The sequence below is a fragment of the Anatilimnocola aquadivae genome (assembly GCF_049819085.1).
Taxonomy (GTDB): domain Bacteria; phylum Planctomycetota; class Planctomycetia; order Pirellulales; family Pirellulaceae; genus Anatilimnocola.
Genome location: NZ_CP187419.1, coordinates 6,997,041 through 7,020,092, shown reverse-complemented (window position 1 = coordinate 7,020,092; position 23,052 = coordinate 6,997,041). Strand labels below are relative to the sequence as shown.

General features: G+C 57.2%; 16 protein-coding genes. 4 read left to right on the top strand and 12 right to left on the bottom strand.

Annotated features, from left to right (window positions below):
* Together NA78x_RS27825 and NA78x_RS27820 are read right to left on the bottom strand one after the other, a co-directional pair.
* Window positions 1–1,272, bottom strand: coding sequence for a permease prefix domain 1-containing protein (locus NA78x_RS27825; RefSeq protein ID WP_425615637.1), 1,272 nt, complete (start codon window positions 1,270–1,272; stop codon window positions 1–3).
* Between the two features lie 27 nt (window positions 1,273–1,299).
* Complete coding sequence (locus NA78x_RS27820; RefSeq protein ID WP_425615636.1) at window positions 1,300–1,647, bottom strand: PadR family transcriptional regulator; 348 nt, start codon at window positions 1,645–1,647, stop codon at window positions 1,300–1,302.
* Window positions 1,648–1,870: 223 nt separating this feature from the next.
* Here NA78x_RS27820 and NA78x_RS27815 point away from each other — a divergent pair, with 223 nt between their 5' ends.
* The 3 genes from NA78x_RS27815 to NA78x_RS27805 all read left to right on the top strand — a co-directional run bounded on the left by NA78x_RS27815 (window position 1,871) and on the right by NA78x_RS27805 (window position 6,297).
* A complete protein-coding gene (locus tag NA78x_RS27815) occupies window positions 1,871–4,117 on the top strand; it encodes a PSD1 and planctomycete cytochrome C domain-containing protein (RefSeq protein WP_425615635.1) in 2,247 nt (748 codons plus the stop codon).
* 62 nt (window positions 4,118–4,179) lie between these two features.
* On the top strand, window positions 4,180–5,604 hold the full coding sequence (locus tag NA78x_RS27810) for a DUF1501 domain-containing protein (RefSeq protein WP_425615634.1): 1,425 nt from the start codon (window positions 4,180–4,182) through the stop codon (window positions 5,602–5,604).
* A gap of 33 nt (window positions 5,605–5,637) precedes the next feature.
* The gene (locus tag NA78x_RS27805) at window positions 5,638–6,297 is read left to right on the top strand and encodes a protein-L-isoaspartate(D-aspartate) O-methyltransferase (RefSeq protein ID WP_425615633.1); all 660 of its coding nucleotides are present in this window, start codon (window positions 5,638–5,640) and stop codon (window positions 6,295–6,297) included.
* A gap of 14 nt (window positions 6,298–6,311) precedes the next feature.
* On the opposite strand, the gene NA78x_RS27800 is transcribed toward NA78x_RS27805, so the two are convergent.
* A complete protein-coding gene (locus NA78x_RS27800; RefSeq protein ID WP_425615632.1) occupies window positions 6,312–7,253 on the bottom strand; it encodes an aldo/keto reductase in 942 nt (313 codons plus the stop codon).
* 265 nt (window positions 7,254–7,518) lie between these two features.
* Here NA78x_RS27800 and NA78x_RS27795 point away from each other — a divergent pair, with 265 nt between their 5' ends.
* A complete protein-coding gene (locus NA78x_RS27795; RefSeq protein ID WP_425615631.1) occupies window positions 7,519–7,815 on the top strand; it encodes a hypothetical protein in 297 nt (98 codons plus the stop codon).
* Between the two features lie 7 nt (window positions 7,816–7,822).
* Here the strand turns inward: NA78x_RS27795 and NA78x_RS27790 are convergent, their stop codons facing one another.
* From NA78x_RS27790 to NA78x_RS27750, 9 genes are all read right to left on the bottom strand, one after another.
* Window positions 7,823–9,241: a PulJ/GspJ family protein gene (locus tag NA78x_RS27790; protein ID WP_425615630.1), complete on the bottom strand. Its 1,419-nt coding sequence runs from the start codon at window positions 9,239–9,241 to the stop codon at window positions 7,823–7,825.
* Window positions 9,242–9,498: 257 nt separating this feature from the next.
* Entirely contained in the window at window positions 9,499–9,867 is a 369-nt protein-coding gene (locus NA78x_RS27785) for a hypothetical protein (RefSeq protein ID WP_425615629.1), read from the bottom strand.
* A 127-nt stretch (window positions 9,868–9,994) separates the two neighbouring features.
* Window positions 9,995–15,376 carry a hypothetical protein gene (locus tag NA78x_RS27780; protein ID WP_425615628.1) on the bottom strand — a complete coding sequence of 1,794 codons (5,382 nt, stop codon included), beginning with the start codon at window positions 15,374–15,376 and terminating at the stop codon, window positions 9,995–9,997.
* Window positions 15,377–15,613: 237 nt separating this feature from the next.
* Window positions 15,614–16,720, bottom strand: a complete 1,107-nt coding sequence (locus tag NA78x_RS27775) for a type IV pilus modification PilV family protein (protein WP_425615627.1) — start codon at window positions 16,718–16,720, stop codon at window positions 15,614–15,616.
* On the bottom strand, window positions 16,720–17,865 hold the full coding sequence (locus NA78x_RS27770; protein WP_425615626.1) for a pilus assembly FimT family protein: 1,146 nt from the start codon (window positions 17,863–17,865) through the stop codon (window positions 16,720–16,722). Before NA78x_RS27770 ends, NA78x_RS27775 begins: the two co-directional genes overlap by 1 nt.
* Entirely contained in the window at window positions 17,865–18,782 is a 918-nt protein-coding gene (locus tag NA78x_RS27765) for a type II secretion system protein (RefSeq protein WP_425615625.1), read from the bottom strand. Before NA78x_RS27765 ends, NA78x_RS27770 begins: the two co-directional genes overlap by 1 nt.
* A gap of 50 nt (window positions 18,783–18,832) precedes the next feature.
* Window positions 18,833–19,672, bottom strand: coding sequence for a type II secretion system protein (locus tag NA78x_RS27760; protein ID WP_425615624.1), 840 nt, complete (start codon window positions 19,670–19,672; stop codon window positions 18,833–18,835).
* 83 nt (window positions 19,673–19,755) lie between these two features.
* Window positions 19,756–21,171 carry a type II secretion system F family protein gene (locus NA78x_RS27755; protein WP_425615623.1) on the bottom strand — a complete coding sequence of 472 codons (1,416 nt, stop codon included), beginning with the start codon at window positions 21,169–21,171 and terminating at the stop codon, window positions 19,756–19,758.
* Window positions 21,172–21,280: 109 nt separating this feature from the next.
* Entirely contained in the window at window positions 21,281–22,993 is a 1,713-nt protein-coding gene (locus NA78x_RS27750; RefSeq protein WP_425615622.1) for a GspE/PulE family protein, read from the bottom strand.
* Window positions 22,994–23,052: the final 59 nt, after the last annotated feature.

The following is a 23,052-nucleotide window of genomic DNA, read 5'->3' as shown; positions in this document are numbered from 1 at the left end:
TTACCGCTTGCTCACCTTCGTCGTCTTGGCTTGATCCAAGCCGGCTGCTTCGCGCAGCATCTTCAGCACGTTTTCGATCTGCTTGTGGGTCTTGCCGGTGTGATTGATCACGAGCAGGCCGTTGTAGTCCGAAACAGTGCCGTAGCCACCTTGGTCTTGCCAGCTATCGGGCTTGACCGCGGTTTGAATCAGAGACTTCAGCGCCGTAGCGCGGCGAGCAGCTTCGTTCGTGGGAGCCTCACAAGCGACCATCTCTCCGCCCACTCCTCCGCCCATGATTGGCATTCCCATGCCGGCACCGAACGGATTGTTACCCGCTCCCATAAGGCCCGGAGCTGCACCGGAGGGAACGCCCCCAGGCACTGCACCGGGAGCACCGCCACCTTCCAAGCCGGGTACTACTCCGCCCGCTTTGGGCCCTTCAGCCTTGGGCGATTCCATCGCCAGCAGATCTCGGCAATTGTAGACGCGAACTTCGCTAGCCCCTTCGAGATTGGCCAGGGTCGAGACAATCAGGATGCCGTCTCGTTCGACATAAGTCGCCCCGCCTGCAGTTCCTTGATCCAAGATCAAATCGAGCAGCATATCGACGCGCACACTCTTCAAGTTGATTGAAATGAGTTCATCAACGGTAATTCCTTCATCTTGCAACGCGCGTTGATTCACGAAGATCTGAAGTTCTGCGACATCGGACAGATAACTGAGCACCTCGTGCAGAGGTGTTTCGACGAACTCGGCCGTGATTCGCTTGGCCAGTTTTTCGTCGAGCGAATTGTCGCCACCCACCACCGTGCCGGGAATGGATCTCGAATTCGAGGGTGGATTCGTGACCGGATTCGAGATCGGGGCTGTGACCGGGTTCGAATTCGCTTGTGGTTTGACAACTTCAGCGGGAGCATTGCCCGGGCCCGCTTGCTGAGCGATCGCTTGCCGGGGTGCAGGTCCAGGGCGATTTTCCGGCCAAAGGGCAAATAGGCCCAAGGCAATCAACACCAATGCCGCGGTTGAATACGACGTGACCTTCATCATCCACCTCCTACGCCTGTTCCGAACGAGAAGAGAAAAGTTGGCGGCCAGGCCGGCCGCATCGCCGAAATCTTCCAATGCCAATTTCACGGCCGCATCGCGGTCGTAACCTCGCGCCAGCAAGTCGTCGAGCCGATCCTCGAGATGAGCGCGCAATTCTTCTGCCATTGCTTCCCGCTGCTCGCCCTTCAGTTGCAGCAAGCTGGTGAGCAAGGTCAGGTAGTTGTCAAATTCGTCTTGAGACATTGCCATGCCTCCTCAACTGGCCACGCATTAACCGGGAACGATGGCCGCTGTTTGCAGCAACTCACGCACGCATTGAGCATAGTCGAACCAAGCCTGGGCTTGCGATTTTAATCGTTTGCTACCCGCCGCGGTCAACTCGTACCACTTGCGTTTGCGGCCGGATTGATCATCCCACGAACTACGAATGAGTTTGTCTTCTTCCAGGCGATGCAGCAGCGGGTAGAGCGTCCCTGCCGGCAAATCGACGCGGCCACCACTGGCATCGCGCACCTGCTTTTGCAGCAAGTAGCCATATTTTTTGCCGCTGGCCAGGACCGAGAGAATCATCAGGTCCAAACTGCCCCGCAGCAGATCGCGCTCGAACTTGTCGTTCATCCCCACTCCCATTCCTCGCCAGGCCATCTATCGCGCAGCTATGTATAGCACAGCGATATATTGAGCGTCAAGATTTTCTGATGGCCGATTTGCTTTGCCACAAAAGCCAAACTCGCGATTTCCAGTTGATTTGTTTCGAGCGGGCGTCGAAACTGAAAGCCTCCCACCGGGGCCGTCACTGGCTCGCCCTCGCCTCTCCACCGCAGTTGGGATTTTTGGAAGCATGGCTTGGTTTCGCGAATATCGAACCTGCTGCGCCGGCCTGTTGCTGGCCGTTGCTTGCTGCACAGCGACTGCTTCGTTACGAGCAGCCGACGATGCCACATTCACAGGCAAAGTGCTGCCAATTCTGGCAAAGCATTGCCTGGACTGTCACGGTGCGGAAGAACCCGAAGCGAGCCTGAATCTATCGACGCGAGAATCGCTGCTTCTCGGTGCACGTTCGGGTTACATTGTCACGCCGGGCAAGGCCAAGGCCAGCCTGGTCACACAGTTGCTCGTGAAGGGCTCGAAGCCGCACATGCCGCCGGAAGGGCAACTGACGGAAGACGAAATTGCCGTCATCTCGAAATGGGTCGACGAACTGGGAGACATCGCTCTCCCCGATCGCCCGCTGCTCGCAAAAGGGAAGGATCACTGGGCCTTTCAGCCAGCGGTAAAGAGTCCGCTGCCAGAGGTTAGACAGCCTGATCTAGCCGAGAACGTCATTGACCGCTTCACCCTGGTGAAACTCGAAAAATCGGACCTCACACTCTCAGCACCCGCGGATCGCGCCACGCTGCTACGACGCGCGGCCATTGATCTGGTCGGTCTACCGCCATCGCCTGAAGAGGTCCAGTCATTCGCTGCCGATGAATCGCCCGATGCCTACGAACGTCGACTCGATCAGTTGCTCTCCTCGCCCGCTTACGGCGAGCGCTGGGGACGCCACTGGCTCGACTTGGCCCGCTATGCCGACAGCGGTGGCTTTCACGACGATCTCGACCGGCCGCATGCCTGGCGCTATCGCGACTACGTGATTCGCAGTTTGAATGCAGACGCGCCCTACGCCGATTTCATTCGCGACCAACTAGCCGGTGATGAATACGCTCCGGACAACGAGAACGCGCTGGCAGCGACGGCCTTTTGTCGCAATGGGCCGACGAACGACGACAACATGGGCAACAATGCGTTCGACCGCGAGAAATACCGGCTCGATTTGCTCGACGATGTGATTTCCACGACCTCGGCTGTTTATCTGGGCCTGACGGTGGGCTGTGCTCGTTGCCACGATCACAAATTCGATCCGATACCACAAACCGACTACTACCAGCTGCTGGCCGTTTTTAACAACATCACGCGGAAAGATATTCCCTTCAACGAACAGGGGCGGCCTCAACTGGCGGGCAAGTGGGCCAAGGGGCAGCCCGGCATCATGGCCATCACCGATGTTGGTCGGCAGGCGAAAGAGACGTTCGTCCTCTATCGTGGCGACTTGAATAACAAGGGTCCCAAGGTGCAGGCCGATGTGCCGCAGGTGTTGCGACTGGGCGAGAACAAATTTCAGCCTGCAGCCACCGAGAGTAGCACCGGCCAGCGACTGGCACTCGCAAACTGGATTGCCTCGGAACATAACCCGCTTAGCTGGCGCGTGATTACCAATCGCTTGTGGCAGCACCATTTCTCGCGCGGCATCGTCTCCACACCGAGTAACTTCGGCCTGACCGGCGCACAGCCCACGCATCGCGAATTGCTTGATTGGCTGGCGGTGGAAATGCCCTCGCGGAATGGTAGTTGGAAAGCCATGCATCGGCTGATGATGTCTTCCGCCACGTATCGGCAGGCTTCGCAAGGTTCCGCGGCAGCGGAGTCGATCGATCCCGAAAACTTGTTGCTGTGGCGTATGAACAAGCGGCGACTCGAAGCCGAGGCCATCCGCGACAGCGTGCTGAGCGTAGCCGGCACGCTCAACGAACGCGTCGGCGGCCCAGGTGTGAAGCCACGCATTCCCGCCGAACTGCTGGAAGCCAGTCAACGAAACAAGTGGCCCGTCGTAAAGACCGAAGGCCCGGACCACTGGCGGCGAAGTGTGTACATCTACGTCAAACGCCAGATGCCCTTTCCGCTGCTCGAACTGTTCGATATTCCCAGCACCGCGCACACCTGCGATTGTCGCCAGGACAGCACCATTCCCACTCAGGCCCTGGTGCTGATGAACGACCAGTTCACGCAGGATCAGGCCAGCTGGCTGGCGAAACGGGTGCAGCGCGAAGCGGGCCAAGATCCGCGCGCTGCTTCCGGCCGGGCACTGTGGCTGGCACTTGGCCGCGAGCCGACGAGTAGCCGGCTGAGTGAAGCCGAAGACTTCCTGCGCATACAGACCGAATTTCATCAAGCAGCAAAAAAGACAACTGTTGATAGTGCGCTCCTGGCACTCACCGATTTGTGTCACGTGCTACTGAACTCGAACGAGTTTTTGTACGTCGATTAGTCGCAAAAAAGTACGCTCCGGGCGCTTACGCTGCCGGCTCAGTGAAGACGAAGTAATAACCTATGGCTGGAATCAATCGTCGCGAACTGCTCGCCGGCCTGGGTGGCGGTTTCGGGACGCTCGCGCTGCGAGGGCTGTTGGAGCGAGATGCTGCCCGTGGAGCCGAAGCCACGATCCGCAGCAGCAATCCGCTGGCCCCTCGACCGCCGCAGTTCGCCGCGAAAGCGAAGGCGGTGATCTTTCTGTTTATGTACGGCGGCCCCAGTCACATCGACCTATTCGATCCCAAGCCTGCTTTGACAAAGTGGAATGGCCAGCCCATTCCGGTGTTCGATCAGAACGATGTCTTCCGCAAGGGAAGCAAGAACGCGGCCCTGCAAAGCCCGTACACGTTTGCCAAGCACGGCGAATCGGGGATGGAAATCTCCGAGAAGTTTCCGCACCTCGCCAAGCTGAGCGACGAACTATGCGTGATTCGCTCGATGCATGCCGAGAGCAACAATCACGCCCCCGCGCTCTTTCAGATGCAAACCGGCGATCGCTTGTCTGGCCGCCCCAGCATCGGTTCGTGGGTAACGTATGGCCTGGGGAGTGAGAACGAAAACCTCCCTTCGTTTGTGGTGCTCATGGACCGTGATGGCGCGCCGGTAAATGGCGCGCTCAACTGGTCGAATGGTTTCATGCCCGCTGCGTATCAAGGCGTGCCGTTTCGTCCGACCGGCGACCCGATCGCTTATCTCAGCCCTCCTGCGGGTGTCTCGCGCGAGCAGCAACGAGCCCGGCTCGATCTACTCGGCAAATGGAATGAGCAACACCGCGCGCAGAACGCCGGCGAGAGCGAACTCTCCGCGCGCATCGCATCGTATGAGTTGGCCTACCGGATGCAATCACACGCCGCAGAGGCCGTCGAGATTGCCCAAGAGCCCGAGTCGATCCGCCAGATGTATGGGCTCGACAATAAGGTGACGTCGCACTTCGGCCGCAATTGTTTGCTAGCGCGTCGTCTCGTTGAACGGGGCGTGCGGTTCATTCAAATCTATAGCGGGGGCAACGAAGGTCCGAAAGCTTGGGACGCGCACGACGACATCAAGAAGAATCACGACTTGCACTGCGGTGAAACGGATCTGCCTATTGCGGGCCTGATTCAAGATCTGAAACGCCGCGGGCTGCTCGATTCGACGCTCATCGTGTGGGGTGGCGAGTTCGGCCGTACCCCGTTCGCCGAAGATGGCAAGGGTCGCGACCATCACGCCAAGGCTTTCAGCATGTGGTTGGCTGGCGGCGGCATCAAGGGCGGTACGACCTACGGCGAGACTGATGAATTCGGCTACAACGTCGTGCGCGATGCGGTTTCGGTTCCCGACCTGCATGCCACCTGCTTGCACTTGCTCGGCCTCGATCACACCCGTTTGACCTACAAAGTCATGGGGCGCGACTATCGCCTCACCGACGTCAGCGGCAACGTGCTCACCAAGCTGATTGCTTAGGTCCGGAGTTGATTAAACGTATTGGCACATCGTATGCATAAACTTTTTGCGATGACGACCGATCCACCCAATCTCGAATTGTCTCGGCAGCAGATGTTGCATCAGCACCTGCAGGCGAGAGGAATCACTGACGAGCGTGTGCTGCAGGCAATATCGCGCGTGCCGCGCGAGCAATTCGTGCCCGCGCAAGAAGTGTCAGAAGCCTATAGCGATGCTGCCTTGCCGATCGAATGTGGCCAGACGATCAGCCAGCCTTACGTGGTTGCGCTGATGACACAATCGCTGCAGCTAGTGGGACACGAGCGCGTGTTGGAAATTGGGACCGGCAGCGGATACCAGTCAGCGGTCCTTGCGGAACTGGCAAGTGAGGTCTATTCAATCGAACGGCACGCACCGCTCTCACAACAGGCAGGCGAGCGGCTTCGCGCGCTGGGCTACAAAAACGTGCACCTGCATGTGGGCGATGGCAGCTTGGGTTGGCCCGATGCAGCCCCCTTTGATCGCGTCATCATTACCGCCGCCGCCCATCATTGCCCCCCAGCACTGTGGCAACAATTGGCCGAGAACGGCTTGCTCATCGGCCCATTTGGTCCGCAGGATCAACAGACACTTACCATCATTCGCAAAATCGATGGCCGCGCGCTTATGGAGCCTTCGATTGCCTGCCGATTCGTGCCGCTAATCAGCGAATAGCTTGGCTCTCGAATCTACAATGGCTTGTCATTATTCTCTGGCCGGCCTTCGGTATAGAACCAGTTGTGAATCGGCCGCAGGATCCGCTGCACCTCGGCCAGCAGGTTCTGGTCGATAGGCTGCGAGGCCCATTCGATCCACTTGCGCACGTTAGCAGGGTTGGCCGAGCCCACGACGCACGTCGTTAGTTCCGGCTTGGCGATGCTGAACTGCACAGCCAACTGGGCGACATCGACGCCGCGGCTGGTGCAAAAATCGGCTGCCTGGCGGGCGATTGCTCGGACCTCGGGCGTCGCCTTGTGCCACGGCGGCAGCGCTTGATTGGTAAGCAGGCGGGCCGAGAACGGTGCTGCATTCATAATGCCCACACCCTTGCTCTGCAGGTAAGGCACCAGGTCGCCGAGCATGGTGTTCTGCAGCGTGAAGTGGTTGTACGACAGAACGACATCCAGCGGTTGCTGATCGAGCACATAGCGAAAGATGTTCATCGGGTAACCACTGATGCCGATGAAGCGGACCTTGCCTTGCTGCTGCACCTTACGCAGGGCGGGCAGCGTTTCGTCGATGATCTGCCGCATATCAACAAATTCGATATCGTGGCACAACATGATGTCGAGATACTCGACCCCCATGCGATGCAAACTGATATCCACGCTCTCGACGACTCGCCTCGCTGAAAAATCGAAGTGCGCGCCGTCGTATCGCCCCAGCTTGCTGCCGAGCAGGTACGAATCGCGCGGCACATCGCGCAGGGCCACACCCAGCAGCACTTCACTCATGCCGCGGCCGTAGTACGGGCTGGTATCGATAAAGTTCATCCCCAGGTCGAGCGCCGTGCGAACCGAGCGGAGTGCTTCGTTCAAATCGACACTGCGAAACTCTTGCCCCAGCGACGACGCGCCAAAACTGAGCTGAGAAAGATTCAATCCGGTCCGGCCTAGCGGTCGCAACTCCATCGCTGCCTGCTCCCTCGTGTGAATTTCGCGGCGTGACTTCTCTGGGTGACTTCAACGCCCCCAATATGGCGGCTGGGTTGCCCTTATCACCAGTAGGGGAAATTTGTTTTTTCCTTGGCAACTTTCGGTGGGGAGATGACAGCCACTTGTCACCACGGGCGACGATAACGCAGAGGAGGGAATTCCTCATTTGGGGTGGAAGGTCGCGGAATATCCATTTATGTTACAGCCGGCTAACATTGAGCTGCACTATCAAAGGATTCGGATGGGGACCAAAGCGCATACGACGGTTGTGAATCGTGTCATTCAACTTTTTGCCGGCGAACCCAATCCAGACACATCCAGCATTATCGATGTCATCGCCGGCGACAAACTCATCGCCGTCGAAAGCTCGGCCACCTTGGAGCAAGCCATCGAGCAGCTGCTGCGCATTCCCGGCCTGCGCTATATCGCCGTGACGAACCAAGATTCACTCATCGAAGCCAAGCGACTCTGCTCGGCCACTCCCCTGGGCTTGATCAACAGCCAGGGCGAAATTGTGAAGGACGCGGCGGAGAACTAACAGCAGCTCATTCCGCCAAAAAATCGGTCCCCACCGTCACTTGCCGCATCTGCCGCGTCTGTGGCTCATAGACGCGAATGGTCACCTTCACGCCACGCAGGGGATACGGATAGGGAGCATTGGTTTCCCGCTCGGCGGCATCATCGACGCCGTTTGAGGCAACGCCGCTCACCAAATCATCAAGCCCATTGAACGCGCGGCCCGTGTTATAAGGCGGCAGTTCATAAGCCAGCGGCCAGGTATCCCAAACGCCATAGCTGAAGTTCCAAGGAACCATGGCAAAGTGAGGTACCGGATTGCCCGTGGTGGCTGCGATCGCGGTGCCCCCTTCGCGGGTAATTCCTTGGTTGTAGTACAAATCGACCCACGCGCCGAAACCCAGTCGGTTGCCGACTGTGGCCGCAGCGGTTGCATAGCCCGGATCGCCAGGGACTAGTGCTGCTGTGCCTCCAGCGTCTTGATAGATGGGAGCACCCGGATCAAATACGCGAACATCAAACGCCAGCACGTTGGAGAGCACACGATCTTCGCCGAACGCATTCCCGGAGAGGGTGTAAACATTCAAAGAATTCGTGCTGTTGGGATTCAGATCAATACCGAAGGGAAACGCATTCAGCGCCGTGCCGTTCGAAGCCAGATTGCAGGCAAAGCGATTCTCACGCTTCGACAAATCGGCCAGCGAGTTAGCGATCACCTGATATTGCATCGAAGTGTTGTTGTAGACGATCCGCGCCGAGACATCGTTGTCATTCCAGAAGGCGAGCGCATTGGCCAGCGAACTGTAAGTGCCCATCACGCCTTTGTCGGGACGAATCAGCAGCAAGCGGCGGCAGAGAATGCGGAGTTCGTTGTTGCTGAGTTGAATCGTGGCAGCCGTATCGGGGCCGAGGTTCCACACATTGTTGCCGTCCAGATCGACGAATGTCGTGAACCAAATCACTTCCGCAAATTGAGAAGTCTCGGATACGCCATTGTAGCGCCCTTGGTAGGGAACATCCTTGGCACGAATGGTCATCGCCACCACATCGTCGCCGTCGCCGGTCAGATTCGAGATGTTGTTATTCTGGATCAGATCAGGCACTTGGCCAGTCATGGCAATCAGGCTGTTGGTGCCAATCCCGTTCGCATCGGGATCAGCATCGTAGCCCGAACCTTCATAAAACGTGGCGTATCCCGGTGACGCATTCGGATCGATCCACGGTTCCGGGCGCAGCGTCAGCGAGTCGAGGTCGTCTTGCAGTTGCTGTCCGACCGAGCGAAGCTGGCCGCCGAGTTCGATCATGGCGCGGCTATCGCGCACGGCATTGCCCACGTAGGCATAGAACTCGGCGATGGCATAGACCAGGATCAACGTCAGCGCCATGGCAATCAGCAACTCGATGAGCGTGAAGGCCCGCCGCGCGTGATGGATGATTGTTGTCTTCACTCGACTCACCGTTACCTATCTGTTGACCTAAGTCGCCGAAACCGTCCCGTGCCTGGTAAAACTGCTTTCACAAAGCCCGAGGTTTGTGAACACGAAAGTGCGCCGTTCCCGAGAGATACTGCATCCTCTGTTCACAAACCTACCGGGGTTTGTGAACGCCCCCCGGTTGAGTGTATTGGCACTTTCGTCGATTCTTCTACTCCGGTCCGGTCCCACTTCTAATCTGCCATCTTCATTCTGCATTCGAACTTCTGCATTTAGCCAAGCTGTGGATACAACTCGCTGGCCCACCGCCACTGGCTGTCCCCTTCTCGCAGCACCTGGCAGCGAGCCGTGACCGCCCCGAGCCGATGCCAGTAGTCGAGCAACCGCCGATCGACAGGCCCGTAGTGCTTGCCGCTGGCGGTTTGCAGGAACCACTGCGAGTCATCGTTGCCGACTGCTGCGTTGTTGTTGCTGCCGGCCCATTGCATGAAGTCGCTCAGGGCCTGACCCGTGGCCGCCGCACCAGTCGCTGGCACGTCCAGCTTCCCCACGCACTGCGGGCACTTAATCTTTTTGCCTGCCCATTGATCGCTGATGTGAAACGCATGTTCGCAATGCGCACAAACGAGTGAGATGGACATCGTTCCCCTTTCGCAACTTCCCAAGTAGCCCGCCGCGTGAGCGCTTTTCCCGTAGCCCGACGCGTCAGCGAGGGTGCCTTCCTCCTTGCCTTCCCTAACTCCTAGCTCCTAGTTCCCAGCCCCCTCCTCAGTCAATCTGCCTCCGCAGCAGCACGCAGTTATCGGTATTCAACTTCAACCCCGGAATGAAGCCCACCGGAATCGAGCGATCGATCAAGTAGAACGAGCGATGCCGCTGCACCTCTCCCGTATCAATGCCCAACTCCTGACCGAGCATGAACCCATCGGGATGAGCTGCATCAATACCAGCTGGGTTTTCCTCGACTTCAAAGTAGCCCACCGTAATCCACACTGCGTAGCAATTCGATTGTGTGCCAACGATGTTGCTAACCTTCTGTAGGCCCTGATAGCGGAAGTAAGCATTTCGATCCGGGTCATCGGCATCTGCAAGCGATGCGTTTGCTGACTGGTTGGCGAGCAGTGGCTTGTTGGCCGTGCCTCCAGAGCGAAGCAGCGTCGCTTCAACTGGAGTCTTGCGCATGTTCCCGATGTTCGGCATTAGGTCTGCCGAATTCGCAGGCCGGAATGGATTCGCAAACAACGTCGGATGGTTGGCATCCATTGTTCCGATATTCGTACCTGCTGCATCGCCATTAAAGCCCTGTCGGCTGCTGAAAATGCTGCCCGCCGTTGCTCTCTGGTTTTGCAGGTTCGTCCCTGCTGTCGTGTCAATTCCCTGAATGGCTTCCCACGTTGGAGAGCGAAGACTTCCGGTCGAGCGATCAAAGTCAAAGATCGTGTTGATGTTGATGCGGCCTGGATCGCGGAACTTCGACATGCGATTAAATGGTGGGCGGTATAGAAATGGCGGCACATAGGGAGCGTACGGTGCCAACCCATCATTTGCGACTGCGGAGGGACTGTAAAACTTTTCGACGCCCACGAAGTTTGATGGAGTGTCAATGTAATCAAACAGGCGCGAATAGTTACCGCTTTGGCCAGGGGTAATTGACGAGTGTAGGAAGTTTAGTAATTGCACGAATGGGGCACGATAGGTTTGCGCAGTTGATATTTGATATGGATTGAATGTGCCTGTCTGTGGAACTGCAGGATGATCAGGAGACATATCCATCAGCAGACGGCCTGGCGGACTTAGCGGCACAAGCAACAACTCCGCGGAGTTGACGTACGGCCGATTAAGCCAGGTTAGCCAAGGGAATGGCCTGCCCGCAGGATCGCCCAGGTACGGTTGGCCCTTGTCACTACGGGGCACACCAATCGGTTCATTGATAAAGCCAAACGTATGACGCAGGCTATGTCGCATGTAGGGCGGAGTGGCCGGAAGTCCAGCATCTGGCGTGTTGTTCGCCTTGTTGGTGAAATAGGGCAGCCATGGATTGCTGTTCGCAGTGTTCGCGGGCTCCTCATTGCCTCTTTGCTCCGAGCCAAACTGCGGAACCAACCGCATCGGATCGGTCATCGAGCTTGGATCGCTCGGGTCAACATCCTCGGGCATTGGCGGCATACCGACCATAACCTGTCGATCCGTATCCTCCTCTCCCGAGTAAACGGTGACGTCAATTGATGCAAAGTCGATTGTGATATATGGATTGCTCAGCACATCCCATGCTTTCGTTGGGTCTGCAAGGCGTTGCAGAAAAACTGCGGAACGATTTGAATACGTTCCCGTTTTGACCATTGTAGCCTGTTCCAATGGTCTTCCCGGTCGACTGTCAAACGGCTCGTCGATCAAGGTGGGATCCATCAACGAAGGATCGTGGTAGGCGTCAACGGGCATGCGAGCATCATTTGAGACGTTGTACTCATCGTAGTACGTCATCCCTTGTGTCAGTGGTTCTGTGATGTTCAGCCCAACGCGACGATTCACGGCAGCGGCATTTGTCCATGCATCGGGCGCTCGGGTGTCAGCAACAATTGCAACGACCGGCTGCGTTTGTGTTCCAGGGTTGTAAGTTGTGGTTGCACCATTGTTGTTAGTGATAGTGACACCGGTCGTATTGCTAAGCTGAATCTTCTGCGAGCTATCACCACCCCAGCCACCGGGTGCGGCAGGGTCTCGCACCGAACTGACAACTGTCTCTTCTCGTGGGCCAACAACCACATACTGGCCAGGAGAGACCTTGGCATTCCAGTTCTTCTGATTGTGAAAAATGCGGTCTCTTTTTGAGCCACCGCCGTCAGTCGGGGTAAACCACACATATCGCTCAATGTTAACTTGATCGAGCGCACCGCCATTTGTTGCTGCGATGTTAGAATAGATCGGATAGGACGTTTGCGTCATCACTGCCGGATCCGTAGGGTCGGTATAGAGTGTCGAGTCCCATTGATTCCGGTTTTGAACGCGCTCGGCAGGAAAGTATTGCGACTCATTGTTATTTGCAGCTAATCTGGCCACCGCAACCTGCCACACTGGGTTACCCCCTGGAGCAACGCGATCTAGCGCGAGCTTGCCAGTTTGCCGGTCATACAGCTCCCAAGGGAGCTGCGAGTTGTACATCGACTCCTGTCCACCGGTCATGTTGTATTGTGTGTGTGAACGGGTGCAGAGCATTTCGAAAAATAGAGATCCTTGTGGAACGCGGAACTGATCGACGTCCAAGTCCGGATCCGTGGTTTCGCCGCGTTCTTTCATGCTGGTGTCAAACTTCGAGTCCTTTACACGGCGATTGTGGAAGGCCTTCGTCTCCGTTATTAGCAGTTCAGGGTATTCACAGCCCCAGACAACACGTCGATCTGGGCCGTCGCTTGTAGTGGCCGGGTTCCCATCAACATTCCAGCCATTCCACGGATTAACGTCGTATTCGAAGGCCGTCATGATGGCGTCAGGGTCACGGAAGTCGACGACATTGATCGCCCATTGGGCAATCTGTCGAGTCGTAGCTTCATTCGAAGTTGCGACTGCTGCCTCGAGGTTTGGCGAGTTGAAAGCGGGGTCTTTGATGGCGAGCATCAAGCAGTAGAGGTGGCGAGCCAAAAGTTGCCTCGCGTATTGAATGTCAGCAGATGCTGCGGACAGGTCGGGAGTACCATTCCCATCGGCGTCGACGCCATTGACCGGAAATGCACGCTGGCTGGCAAAACCCGTTGGCAAATTGCCACCGGAAGGCGCGCGGTTCGTGCCGTTGTCTCCCCAGGCAAGCTCCAGTGGATTAATGGTTTGTGACTCAGCAGGTTCATCGACGACTTGATGCACATTGTCAGGCGGAGTGCCTGCGACGTTGTCGTTGATGCCGTTACCGACGAACCGGTTTGGGTTTAGCTTGGTGCCTTGCCAAAACTCAAATGGAAATATTTTCTTCAGTTCGGCGGGGACATTGGCAGGCGTTACCCCACCAGCAGTCAGGCGGAGGGCGTACAGACCGAGAACCGTCGGAGCGTTTGCCGCAGTGATCATTGTCTGCGATGCCGTTGCTTGCGTTCCGCCGGTCAAGTTGACAAGCGCGGTTCGCATGTCGGTGCGATCTTGAAACGAAGGAATCGCCAATGGCACCGGCACATTGCTACTCATCGTGGTCAACGAGTTTCGCAAGCGTTCGTAACGAGCCGCATTGAGATCTGGCTGACCAGGCCCGGTTGCCAATTCCGATACAGCGTTCACTAGCCTGCTGGGCAGCACCTGAGTATCGGGGTCATGAAACCGCAGCAGTTTCTCCATGTCGTTGACGGAGTACGGAGAATCATTGCGAGCTTGGGTCGATTCCCACTCCATTTCGTAGGGATCGTCCGTAGTCTCACCCGTTGTGGCCATGCGAAAGTGCATCGGTCGGCCACCAAAATCGACGGCAATCGCACCGCGGCCCCAAACATCAGGAGGGCTGGAATACCAAGAGCCAGGCGCAGTGAATTGCCAAGCTGGTGGTGCGGCCGGGGGGGCGACTTGGACGTAGTTGTTCGGAATGCCCGAAAATTTCACGACGCTTAATGGATCGTCCGTGGCCTGCATGCCTGGATAGCCGTCCGTTCCATAGCGGCCCCAGGGGCCCGCTGCCATAAGATTAGCAAGTTTCCCTGTCGCTCCACCAACATCCAGAACGATTTGCAAATCGACCTCGGCTGGACCAAAGCCCATCCCGCGTGGCAAATAAAGCGAGGTGGAGCTCGTGCCGCCCAGCAGTGGAAAGCCAACATTAGGTGTAGGAGCAACAAAAACTGGAAAGGGGTGATTTAACGGCGTCTGCGTGCGATTCGTGGCGTCTTGCTGAGCTCGGTTACCATGTACGTTTACGTTCGCGCGACCATCCAAGTCTTTGATCAGATAGGCGAACAGCCGCTTGTATCGTCGGCCATTTGCGCTCGTCATCACGGGGAGGCCAACATCAACCCAAATACTGTCTTTAACACCGTCCGAATCGTTGTCCACGTCCCATACATAAGGACTCCAGCCGCCTTGCTGAGCCAATCGCTGGATCAACGTGAGGTAGTCAGCATCGGTTGCGGTTGAAAATGAGGGGGCCGTCATACTCGGGTTGCTACCCGTGAAGTTGTGATGGTCCCATGGCATTGGCCGAAAGATGACTTGGCGAGCGAAGTCTCGCTGATTGGCATCGTTCTTGAGTGTTGGCGAGCCACCACCGGGCCAGTGATTGAGCCAGTAATGGACGAGCTCTGGACGGTGCCAGCTTGGCAAAAGGGGTAAAGTCCCTGGCGCTGCAAACATCCCAGGCGGTACTAGCGCCATGTGCATATTGTTGTAATCAGGCACGTCATAGGGTTCATCTGCACCGCCAGCGTCCGGCGTAAACTGAGCACCGGGAGAAATTGGCGAATTGGTCGTTGCATAGCGCGTGGTATAGCCAGCGTAATGCGGCATCAGCAGGACTTGTTGAGTTGTAGTTGCATCCACCGCGTCGACTTGCAGGCTATAGGGGTCGTAGCCGAAGCCGTAGCCATTAAAAGGTTGACCATTGACTACGAAGTCATCACCATTGCTTGGCGTAATGATTGTCGAGCCTTCCCCTTTCACAGCCTCGATATAGATCTCGGCTGTTCCCCCGCCAATGTCTGGCTCGTAGCCTGCCACTCGCGTGCTCAACCCAGCAGCATTTCCACTGATGAAGGTAAGGACGCGGCCGTTGTAGAAACCCGGCGCAGCAGACATAGCTGCAGTGCGGGTTAGCTGAATGACCGTGAATTGATTGCCGCAAGTCTTGTTCGTGTCGTTGTTGAGGCTGCCGACATTCGCCGTCAAGCTGTCCGTGCCATAAAGGTCACGGAGCATCTCTTGGCCCTGTAACGAACCATTTGTCTGTGTGCCGTATAGCGCTTGCCCAAATGCTAAGTCGAGCTCCATCATCGGGTCGTCGCCGTAGCGTTCGTGGGCGGCGTGCATACGCGAGGCAGAGTTGTACTGCATGGCGAGGACGGCGAATGTGACGCCCATCAGCAGAAAGAGGGCGAGCAAGCTGACGACCATCAGCAGGACGATGCCCTGTTTGCGCTTCCGCAGCGAGCGGGGAAGGCGAGGCTGATCTGCAAGTGTGCGTGCCATCTGGGGAGACCTCTTGTTCTGGCGTGCGTTCGAGCCAGCGGTGCTGCGGCCTGTTCCGAAGCCGGCACCCGCAAGCAGGTGCTACACCGCACTCGCCTTCGCTACCGGAATCGGGAGCGAAGACGATGTCTGCCTGCCGCGATAAGTGCAGCAGACCGACCATTTCGTGATAAGGATTTATGGGAATCGACCGAGCCCGTTCGCGGGAACAGGCCCAGCCGGCTATTGCCGAGTGAGCTATTGTTTCGGTTCGAGCTTGATCGTTTTTTCGAAGACGGCGACGACACCCTGCATCACCACCACGTCGGCCGTGTTGGCGGGACTGGTTTGAGCAGTTTCCCAATCGGAGCCGGAGAGCGTGACATCGACGGTGTTGGTGGAAGTGTCTGGTTCGTCGGCATCGACCACGCGGTACCAACGGCAGAGAGGCATGGATTTCGCGGGCGAACCTGCCGACGTGCTGGATCGCAGCATGACCCACTGACCGGAGCGGATATCGAGCCGGCGAGCACGCTCTTCGGCGGTGAGGGAAGTGGAATTGTCGGTCAGCTGGACCGAGCCGCCATTCACACCGCCATCGTAAAAGCCCGTGTTGTTGATGCGCAGTTCCCACTCCGTCGCCAAGCGATCGCCCGTCGTATCGGCCTTGAGATCGCCCGGCCGATCGTAGAAGACGACGACCGAAAGGACATAGCGATCTTCGAAGGTGCTACCGTTGGGCATCCGTTCCAGCTTGGGGCTGAGCGTGGCCATCCACGTCATGTGCCCTTCGGTTTGTCGCTTGAGAGCGTTGTTGCTGCCGTCGCGGACAAAGATCGAGGCGGCTTGCAGGGTGTTATCGCGGACGACCACACCATCGCGAAAGCGGTCGAAGGAAAGATCGTCGCTGATCTCAAAGTGGAGATCAGCCATCAGCTTCGACATGGGAGTTGTCGAGTTGAGGATGCCGTTATTGAGCGTGACGCGGCCCATCACACTGGAGCTGCTGTTGTACGGGAACTTGTGCGCGTTCGCATCGTTGGGATTCGCGGCGATGAAGCGAGGATCGATGCAATAGGCAATCGAACCGTTCGGCGTCGCGACCTGCGTATAAGCAGTACCGTTGTGATACAGCCAGCGATCGGGCCTCCGCATGCCTTCGGCATCAAACGCATGAATGCTGGTGATGCCGCCGTGCGTCGTCGAATCGGCCTGTGCGCCCTTACGAGCTTGCATCATGGCTGCGGGAAAAATGGCGATCGCCCCCATCAGACCAATGCTGGTGATGAGTATGGCAAACAGCACTTCCAGCAAGCTGACGCCGCGCGTCGCGCGCTGCCCGTGTTGAACAAAAACCTGAGCCATTACAGGCCCCCCTTCTGCTCACGAGCAGTCGCGTAGGTGCGGGCCGTATTCAGATACTGCAGCTGTTGCATCGCGTCGTTGGCATCGGTTACCGTCGAAAAAGCGGGCGGAGCATTCTCGGTGGTCGTTACCAGGCCCGAGGCTCGCCCGATGGAAACCCACAAGGCATTCGGGTCGGCGAGGTTCGAGGTTTCTGGATCGAACATGTTCTTGACGAACGAGCCATTCGAGTTGGCACCCAGCGGGTCGTTCACCTTTTGGGGCAAGCCGACGAGCAGGTGAACCGTGCCGAGAGGCGAACCGCTGGAGGCAGACCCGGAGGCAGTTCCGATCGTGATGGAATGAACGCCACCCGCTGGTGAGAACATGATGCGAAGCGTTTTGCGGCCCGTACCAAATTCGTTCCCTTGCGGTCCGATGCCACTGTACGACAGATCGATACAGGTGGCCTTGGGAAGTTCGATGGGATTGCCAACACGATTGGGCGGACGACGAAGTTGGAAGGAAGCGTAGCGGTATTGATTGCCCATGAAGTTGCCCACCACCGACGCTGGGAAAGTGCCAGTGATGTTGACCTCGTAGACCTTGGCCGATTTCATTCTCGCCGGGTACCAAGGGCCCCGCTGATCGAAGCGGATATCAAACAAGTCGGTGGAAATGTCGTAGGTGCCTGGCACTGCCTGGACGAGCGATTCGACCGTGCCAGTCGTTGATGCGCCTTCGGTGGGCATGGGCGGCGTGGCTGTGGGGCGCGAGTCATGAAACACCAGCGGATACCAGCCACTGTTCCCCATCCCACCATCGACGGCCGCCAGCGACTCTAAGGTATCGCCACCATAAATGCCGGGGACTTCCACCATATACATTTGCGTCGCTTGTTGCGGCACGACCATGGCAGCAGGATCGCCTACAGGCGACAAGACGATATCGACACCGGTTAGGTGACCCGTCGAAGCAGCGCGAGCCTTCACCGTAGCGAAGGTCGCGTTGAGAATGCGCGAGGCCTCACGCGGGCGAGCATTCTCCATGACCGTTTTGGCAGCCGGCAACGTGACGGCCATCAACAGAATGGCAATCATAATGACGACAAGCAATTCGATCAGTGTGTACGCGTGCCTACGTGGAATAGGATGGCGAGCGGCCATTACTCGGCCTCCTGATAGTGATTCGAGATGTTGTCGGCCACTGCGGCGCTATCGCTGATCGTGCCGATGTACTTGCCCAGGATTAATTTAAACGGATCGTAGCTAGCAGGCCCGTCAGGGAGTTGAATACCCGTCGGGTCACGGTCTGGTCCGAAGGAGTAAATGAGCGGCTTCAAATCGAACGTGTTGTTGGTGGTGTCCATGTCGGTGCTGCGAGAATCGACCTTCAGCCGATCGAAACTGTCAGCCGTGTCCGCGCTTTGCATGGAGAGAGCCGGCGTGGTTGCGTCGGCTGCATAGCCAGGGGCCCAGCGGAGAAACATGATGGGCTGGCCCCATCCATCCAGAATCTCTTTCACGCCATCGCCGTCGATGTCGCCGATTTCGTCAGCGGTGAAGAACTCCAATGCCGACCGTTCACCGTCCCGCATGCAGGAAATGATGAGATAGAGGCATTCCGCTTCTTCCCATTGCGAGGTCCAAGTGCCCGACGGAGCCTTGCGGTTGTAGGCCCGAGTCAGAGCGGGTTGGGATGGAATTTGTGAGACCGCATCCTGAACATCTTCCTGGCAGTGGGGCAATTCGCATCGCATCAATTCGCGAAGGGCAAACAAACGGTTTCGTGCTGCAAGGCGAACATTATTTTTGTTCGTTGGATCCGACAAATAGATCGGCTTAATCGGCACGGAACGACTGTGGTAGCTCTCCCACTTTTCCATGATCAGTGAATCGAGCTTGGCGATGATGGCTTTGGTGCGCGAGACGCGCGACTGCTCCATCGCGGAGTTAAACGCCGTGAGCGACATCGCCACGAGTAGACCGAGGATCAACATCACGACCAGCAGTTCGATCACCGTGAACGCGCGAGCCGGCCGTTGTGGGCTGCGGCTCGTCGTTGGAGGTTGTTGCTGATTCATAAGAGCGATCCTGAACATTCGTGGTCGTAGAGGCGGTTCGTGGCCAGGTACTAGGGACGCGAGTCGCCCAAAGTGCGGCCTTCACTGAAGTTGGTAATGTTGTCGAGATCACCAGTCTCAAGATTGGTGCCGCTGGGGTACTTCTTCAGGTTGTTGTAGGTCCCGCCCGAGTTATCGAGCACATCGCCAAACTCACCATCCAAGCCCGCACAAATGATTTGAAAGCTCTTATCTTTCATCCCCTTGAGTGTGGTGGCAGTGTTGCCTGTGTTGTCGGCGAAGTAAGGCTGTGTGTAGTACTTGCCACTCATGGCCGACATGGCGCTCGAAGTGGTCAAGTGCTTGGAGTAGGTGCGGAACTCGGCGTACATGTACGGCGTGTCACGCGAATTCTTGGCTAGAAACTCTTGCACTTTATCGCCGTCGTCGTTCGAGAGGCGACGAGCATCGAACTCGTAATAGCCCGAGCGAGTTGAGGTCGTGTCAAACGGCGTCGAAGGGCTGGTACTGATTGAGCTAAGCCAAAACACGAGAGCTTCACCCTGATCAATCGCGTTGGTTTCAATCTCGTCGTAGAACAGCTTCTTATGCGCCGTCCCAATCTTGGGATAGCAACGCTGCAAATGGCGTTCGACTACCGATGAGTAACGAGCGGGATCGGCGTAGTTTTCGCCGAAGCTCGGTGGATACTCGCCCCGCTGTTGCTTGTAGGTGTTCAACGCAGCATCGATTTGGCTGATCTCCAAGGCAATCGTTGCTCTTCGTGCGCTGTTCACCGCGATTTGAATCGCCGGGAGGAGCAGGCCGATGAGCACGGCGATGATGCCGAGCACGACGAGCATTTCGACCAGGGTGAAGGCCCGCGGAGCCGACCGTCGCCGAGTAACCATAACCAACTCCTTCGAAAACAATCGCAACTGCACGAGATGAGGGTGAAACGCGGGGCTAGGCTTCTTGCCTGTCGAAACAGGAACTAAGTCAAACCTTGGATGAGCGAAATCAGCGGTAGGAACAGGGCGATGACGATGAAACCGACCGCACCACCGAGGAAGCAGATGAGGAGCGGTTCGATCAGCTTCATGAGGCCGTCGGTCAGGGTGCTGACTTCTTCGTCGAACAAGTCGGCGACCTTGTAGAGCATGGTGTCGAGTTCGCCGGTTTCTTCACCGACGTCGACCATATTCACCACCAGTTCATCCACCACGCGGGCGTTCATGTTCAGCATGTAATAGGCCAGCCCGCAGATGCCGGCGGCACCGGCAAAGCTGAGGAAGTTCATGTAGCCGGCTTTGGCGGCGACGCCAGGCAGCAGCATGATCATGAGCGGAATGAAGGCCCCGCTGGCGAACCACAAAAAGGCCGCGACCGGATGGAAGCCAGCGCGGGCGTTGGCACCCATCGGCTTGGCGATGGTTTCACCTTCGCGAATCGCGTCGGTCACCTTGCCGTACATGCGTTCGAACATGGCGTTGCCGGCCGTTTCGCGAGTGATCGTCAGGGCCTCGAGAATTGGCACACCGCTGGAGACGAGCGTACCGAGGGTACGCGTCGTGCGGGCCATGATGTTCTTTTCGGTGAGCATGCCGATGATTGGCAGCTTGAGCCAATACAAGTCCCAGCCCATGCGGCCTTGTTTGAACTTGCGAATGAGCTTGACCAAGATGATGAGAACTACGGGCATCAGCGGCAACGACCACCAGCCATCCTTCACAATCCACTTCGAGAGATTGATGAGGACTTCGGTCATTACGGGGAGCTTGAGACCGAACTCTTCGAACATCTTTTGGAACACGGGGACGATCTTGAGCATGATGAAGATCAAGATCAAGCACGCCACGAGCACGACCACCACCGGGTAGATCATCGCGCCTTTGACCTTGCGCTTGAGCGATTCCGACCGGTCGAGGAACTCCGACAAGCGGCGCAGAATCACTTCGAGAGCACCGCCCGCTTCACCCGCCTTGATCATGTTGATGTACAAGCGACTGAAGACGCTGGGGCTCTTGCCCATCGCTTCCGAAAGCGTGGCACCGCCTTCAATTTCCTCGCCCACGTCCATCAGGGCGTTTTTGAGTTTGCCCGGCTTTTGTTGCATCTCGAGAATGCGCAAGCTGCGGACGATTGGCAGACCCGCGTCTTGCAGAATCGAAAGCTGCTTGGTGAACAGAGCGAGTTGCTTGGTGCTGGCACCGCCGATGGCAAAGCTGCGTTTTTTGCCACCCTTGGCGTTCTTCTTGGTGCCACCCGATTGCTTTTTGACAGCGATCTTGGTGACGAAGTAGCCCATCTGCCGAATGGTGGCCTGGGCTTCTTCCTCCGACCCCGCGTCGATGACGTCGCGGATTTCGGCGCCAGTGGCATCCATCGCTTCAAATTGAAAGGTAGGCATCGCCTTGTCCTCAACTATTTCGCACTGCTAAATCGAACTACTGGATACTGCTTATCGTTTGGAGAGAAGTCTTCGGCTCGGCAGAAGCTACGCCCCTCCTGAATGCTTGTTACGCTTCTTGAATGGTCTCGCGAGCGACTTCTTCGAGCGTGGTGACGCCTTCGTAGGCTTTCGACAGGCCCGACTCGCGCAGCGTAACCATGCCAAAGCTTTGAGCGCACTTGCGCAGGTCGTCGACCGACGCGTTTTGCATGATCAAGTCGCGGATCGTGTCGTTGGCGATCAACAACTCGAACAAACCAACGCGTCCCTTGTAGCCGGTGTTGTTGCAGGTTTCGCAACCACGCCCGCGGAAGAAGCGTTTGTCTTTGACGTCTTCCAGCTTCATGCCAATTTCGGCGAGCAGCTCTTCCGAAGCGGGAGTCTCTTCGCGGCAAGCAGCACAGATGCGGCGTACGAGGCGCTGAGCCAGAATCGCTTCGACGGTAGCGGTGATCAAAAACGTGGGCACGCCCATGTCTTTGAGACGCGTGATCGTGCTGGGCGAATCGTTGGTGTGCAGTGTGCTGAACACCATGTGACCGGTGAGGGCGGCTTGAATGGCGATTTCGGCTGTTTCCAAGTCGCGGATCTCGCCGACGAGGATTACGTCGGGGTCTTGCCGCAGAATGGCCCGCAAGCAAGCCGCGAAGGTCACACCGATATCGTGATCGATGGGAATCTGCACGATCCCTTCGATTTCGTACTCGACGGGATCCTCGGTGGTGATGAGTTTGTCTTCCATCGAGTTGAGTTCGGTGAGCGCCGAGTAGAGCGTGGTGGTTTTGCCGGAACCCGTCGGGCCCGTTACCAGCACGATGCCGTTGGGCCGGTCGATCAGGCCGCGAAACGTCTTGAGCATTGCGGGATCGAGACCCACCTTGGCCAGATTGAGCGAGACGACCGAGCGGTCGAGCACTCGCATAACCACGCTCTCGCCAAACAGCGTGGGCAGTACGCTTACGCGCAAGTCGACCGGGTGACCACCGACGGTGAGTTCGATGCGACCGTCTTGCGGCAGGCGGCGTTCGGCAATATCGAGATTCGCCATCACCTTGATGCGGGTCGTAATGGCAAACGCCAAGTGACGTGGTGGCGGCACCATTTCGAACAACACGCCGTCAGCTTTGATGCGAATGCGGAACTCGTCTTCGAAGGGCTCGAAGTGGATGTCGCTCGCGTGATCTTTGATCGCAAGGAGCAGCACCATGTTGAGCAGCTTGCGAACCGGCGCGCTATCGGCGAGGTCTTCGACATTCAGGTCGTGCTTGCCCGATTCGGCCTCTTGAATGGCCTTCTTCAGGTCCTTGTCGTCTTCTAGCTCATTAATCAGGCCCTGAATCGTGTCTTTGTCCGACGAGTAGTGCTTATCCAGGGTCTTGAGGATTTCCGTTTCCGTCGAGATGACGGTCCGGATTTCGTAACCCAGCAGCGAACGCAATTCGTCTTGGATGGTGATGTTTTGCGGATCGCAAGTGGCGATCGTCAGGCGGTTCCCTTCGAAGTGAACCGGCACCACGCGATACAACTGAGCCATCGACTCGCTGACTTTGTTGAGCAAGTCTTGCGACAGAGTAATGTCGCTCAGCTCGACCACGCGCATGCCCATCTGTTCCGAGAGCGCTTGCACCAGCTGCTCTTCGTTTACCAGATTGAGTTCGATGGCGATCTTGCCGAGCAAGGTGCCCGGGCGATTCTGCTGTTCTTCGAGCAACATCTCCAATTGGTCATCGGAGATGAAACCCATATCCACCAGAATTTGACCGATGCGACGAATGGCCATGATTGGGAGCTAGGTGTGAGGAATTTGGGTCTGGGGAAAAACGCGTACTCGCAACATTC

Coding starts and splice junctions, on each gene's coding strand:
- NA78x_RS27825 (WP_425615637.1), bottom strand. CDS start 1,272: ATGTCTCAAGACGAATTTGACAACTACCTGACCTTGCTCACCAGCTTG.
- NA78x_RS27820 (WP_425615636.1), bottom strand. CDS start 1,647: ATGAACGACAAGTTCGAGCGCGATCTGCTGCGGGGCAGTTTGGACCTG.
- NA78x_RS27815 (WP_425615635.1), top strand. CDS start 1,871: ATGGCTTGGTTTCGCGAATATCGAACCTGCTGCGCCGGCCTGTTGCTG.
- NA78x_RS27810 (WP_425615634.1), top strand. CDS start 4,180: ATGGCTGGAATCAATCGTCGCGAACTGCTCGCCGGCCTGGGTGGCGGT.
- NA78x_RS27805 (WP_425615633.1), top strand. CDS start 5,638: ATGCATAAACTTTTTGCGATGACGACCGATCCACCCAATCTCGAATTG.
- NA78x_RS27800 (WP_425615632.1), bottom strand. CDS start 7,253: ATGGAGTTGCGACCGCTAGGCCGGACCGGATTGAATCTTTCTCAGCTC.
- NA78x_RS27795 (WP_425615631.1), top strand. CDS start 7,519: ATGGGGACCAAAGCGCATACGACGGTTGTGAATCGTGTCATTCAACTT.
- NA78x_RS27785 (WP_425615629.1), bottom strand. CDS start 9,867: ATGTCCATCTCACTCGTTTGTGCGCATTGCGAACATGCGTTTCACATC.
- NA78x_RS27780 (WP_425615628.1), bottom strand. CDS start 15,376: ATGGCACGCACACTTGCAGATCAGCCTCGCCTTCCCCGCTCGCTGCGG.
- NA78x_RS27775 (WP_425615627.1), bottom strand. CDS start 16,720: ATGGCTCAGGTTTTTGTTCAACACGGGCAGCGCGCGACGCGCGGCGTC.
- NA78x_RS27770 (WP_425615626.1), bottom strand. CDS start 17,865: ATGGCCGCTCGCCATCCTATTCCACGTAGGCACGCGTACACACTGATC.
- NA78x_RS27765 (WP_425615625.1), bottom strand. CDS start 18,782: ATGAATCAGCAACAACCTCCAACGACGAGCCGCAGCCCACAACGGCCG.
- NA78x_RS27760 (WP_425615624.1), bottom strand. CDS start 19,672: ATGGTTACTCGGCGACGGTCGGCTCCGCGGGCCTTCACCCTGGTCGAA.
- NA78x_RS27755 (WP_425615623.1), bottom strand. CDS start 21,171: ATGCCTACCTTTCAATTTGAAGCGATGGATGCCACTGGCGCCGAAATC.
- NA78x_RS27750 (WP_425615622.1), bottom strand. CDS start 22,993: ATGGCCATTCGTCGCATCGGTCAAATTCTGGTGGATATGGGTTTCATC.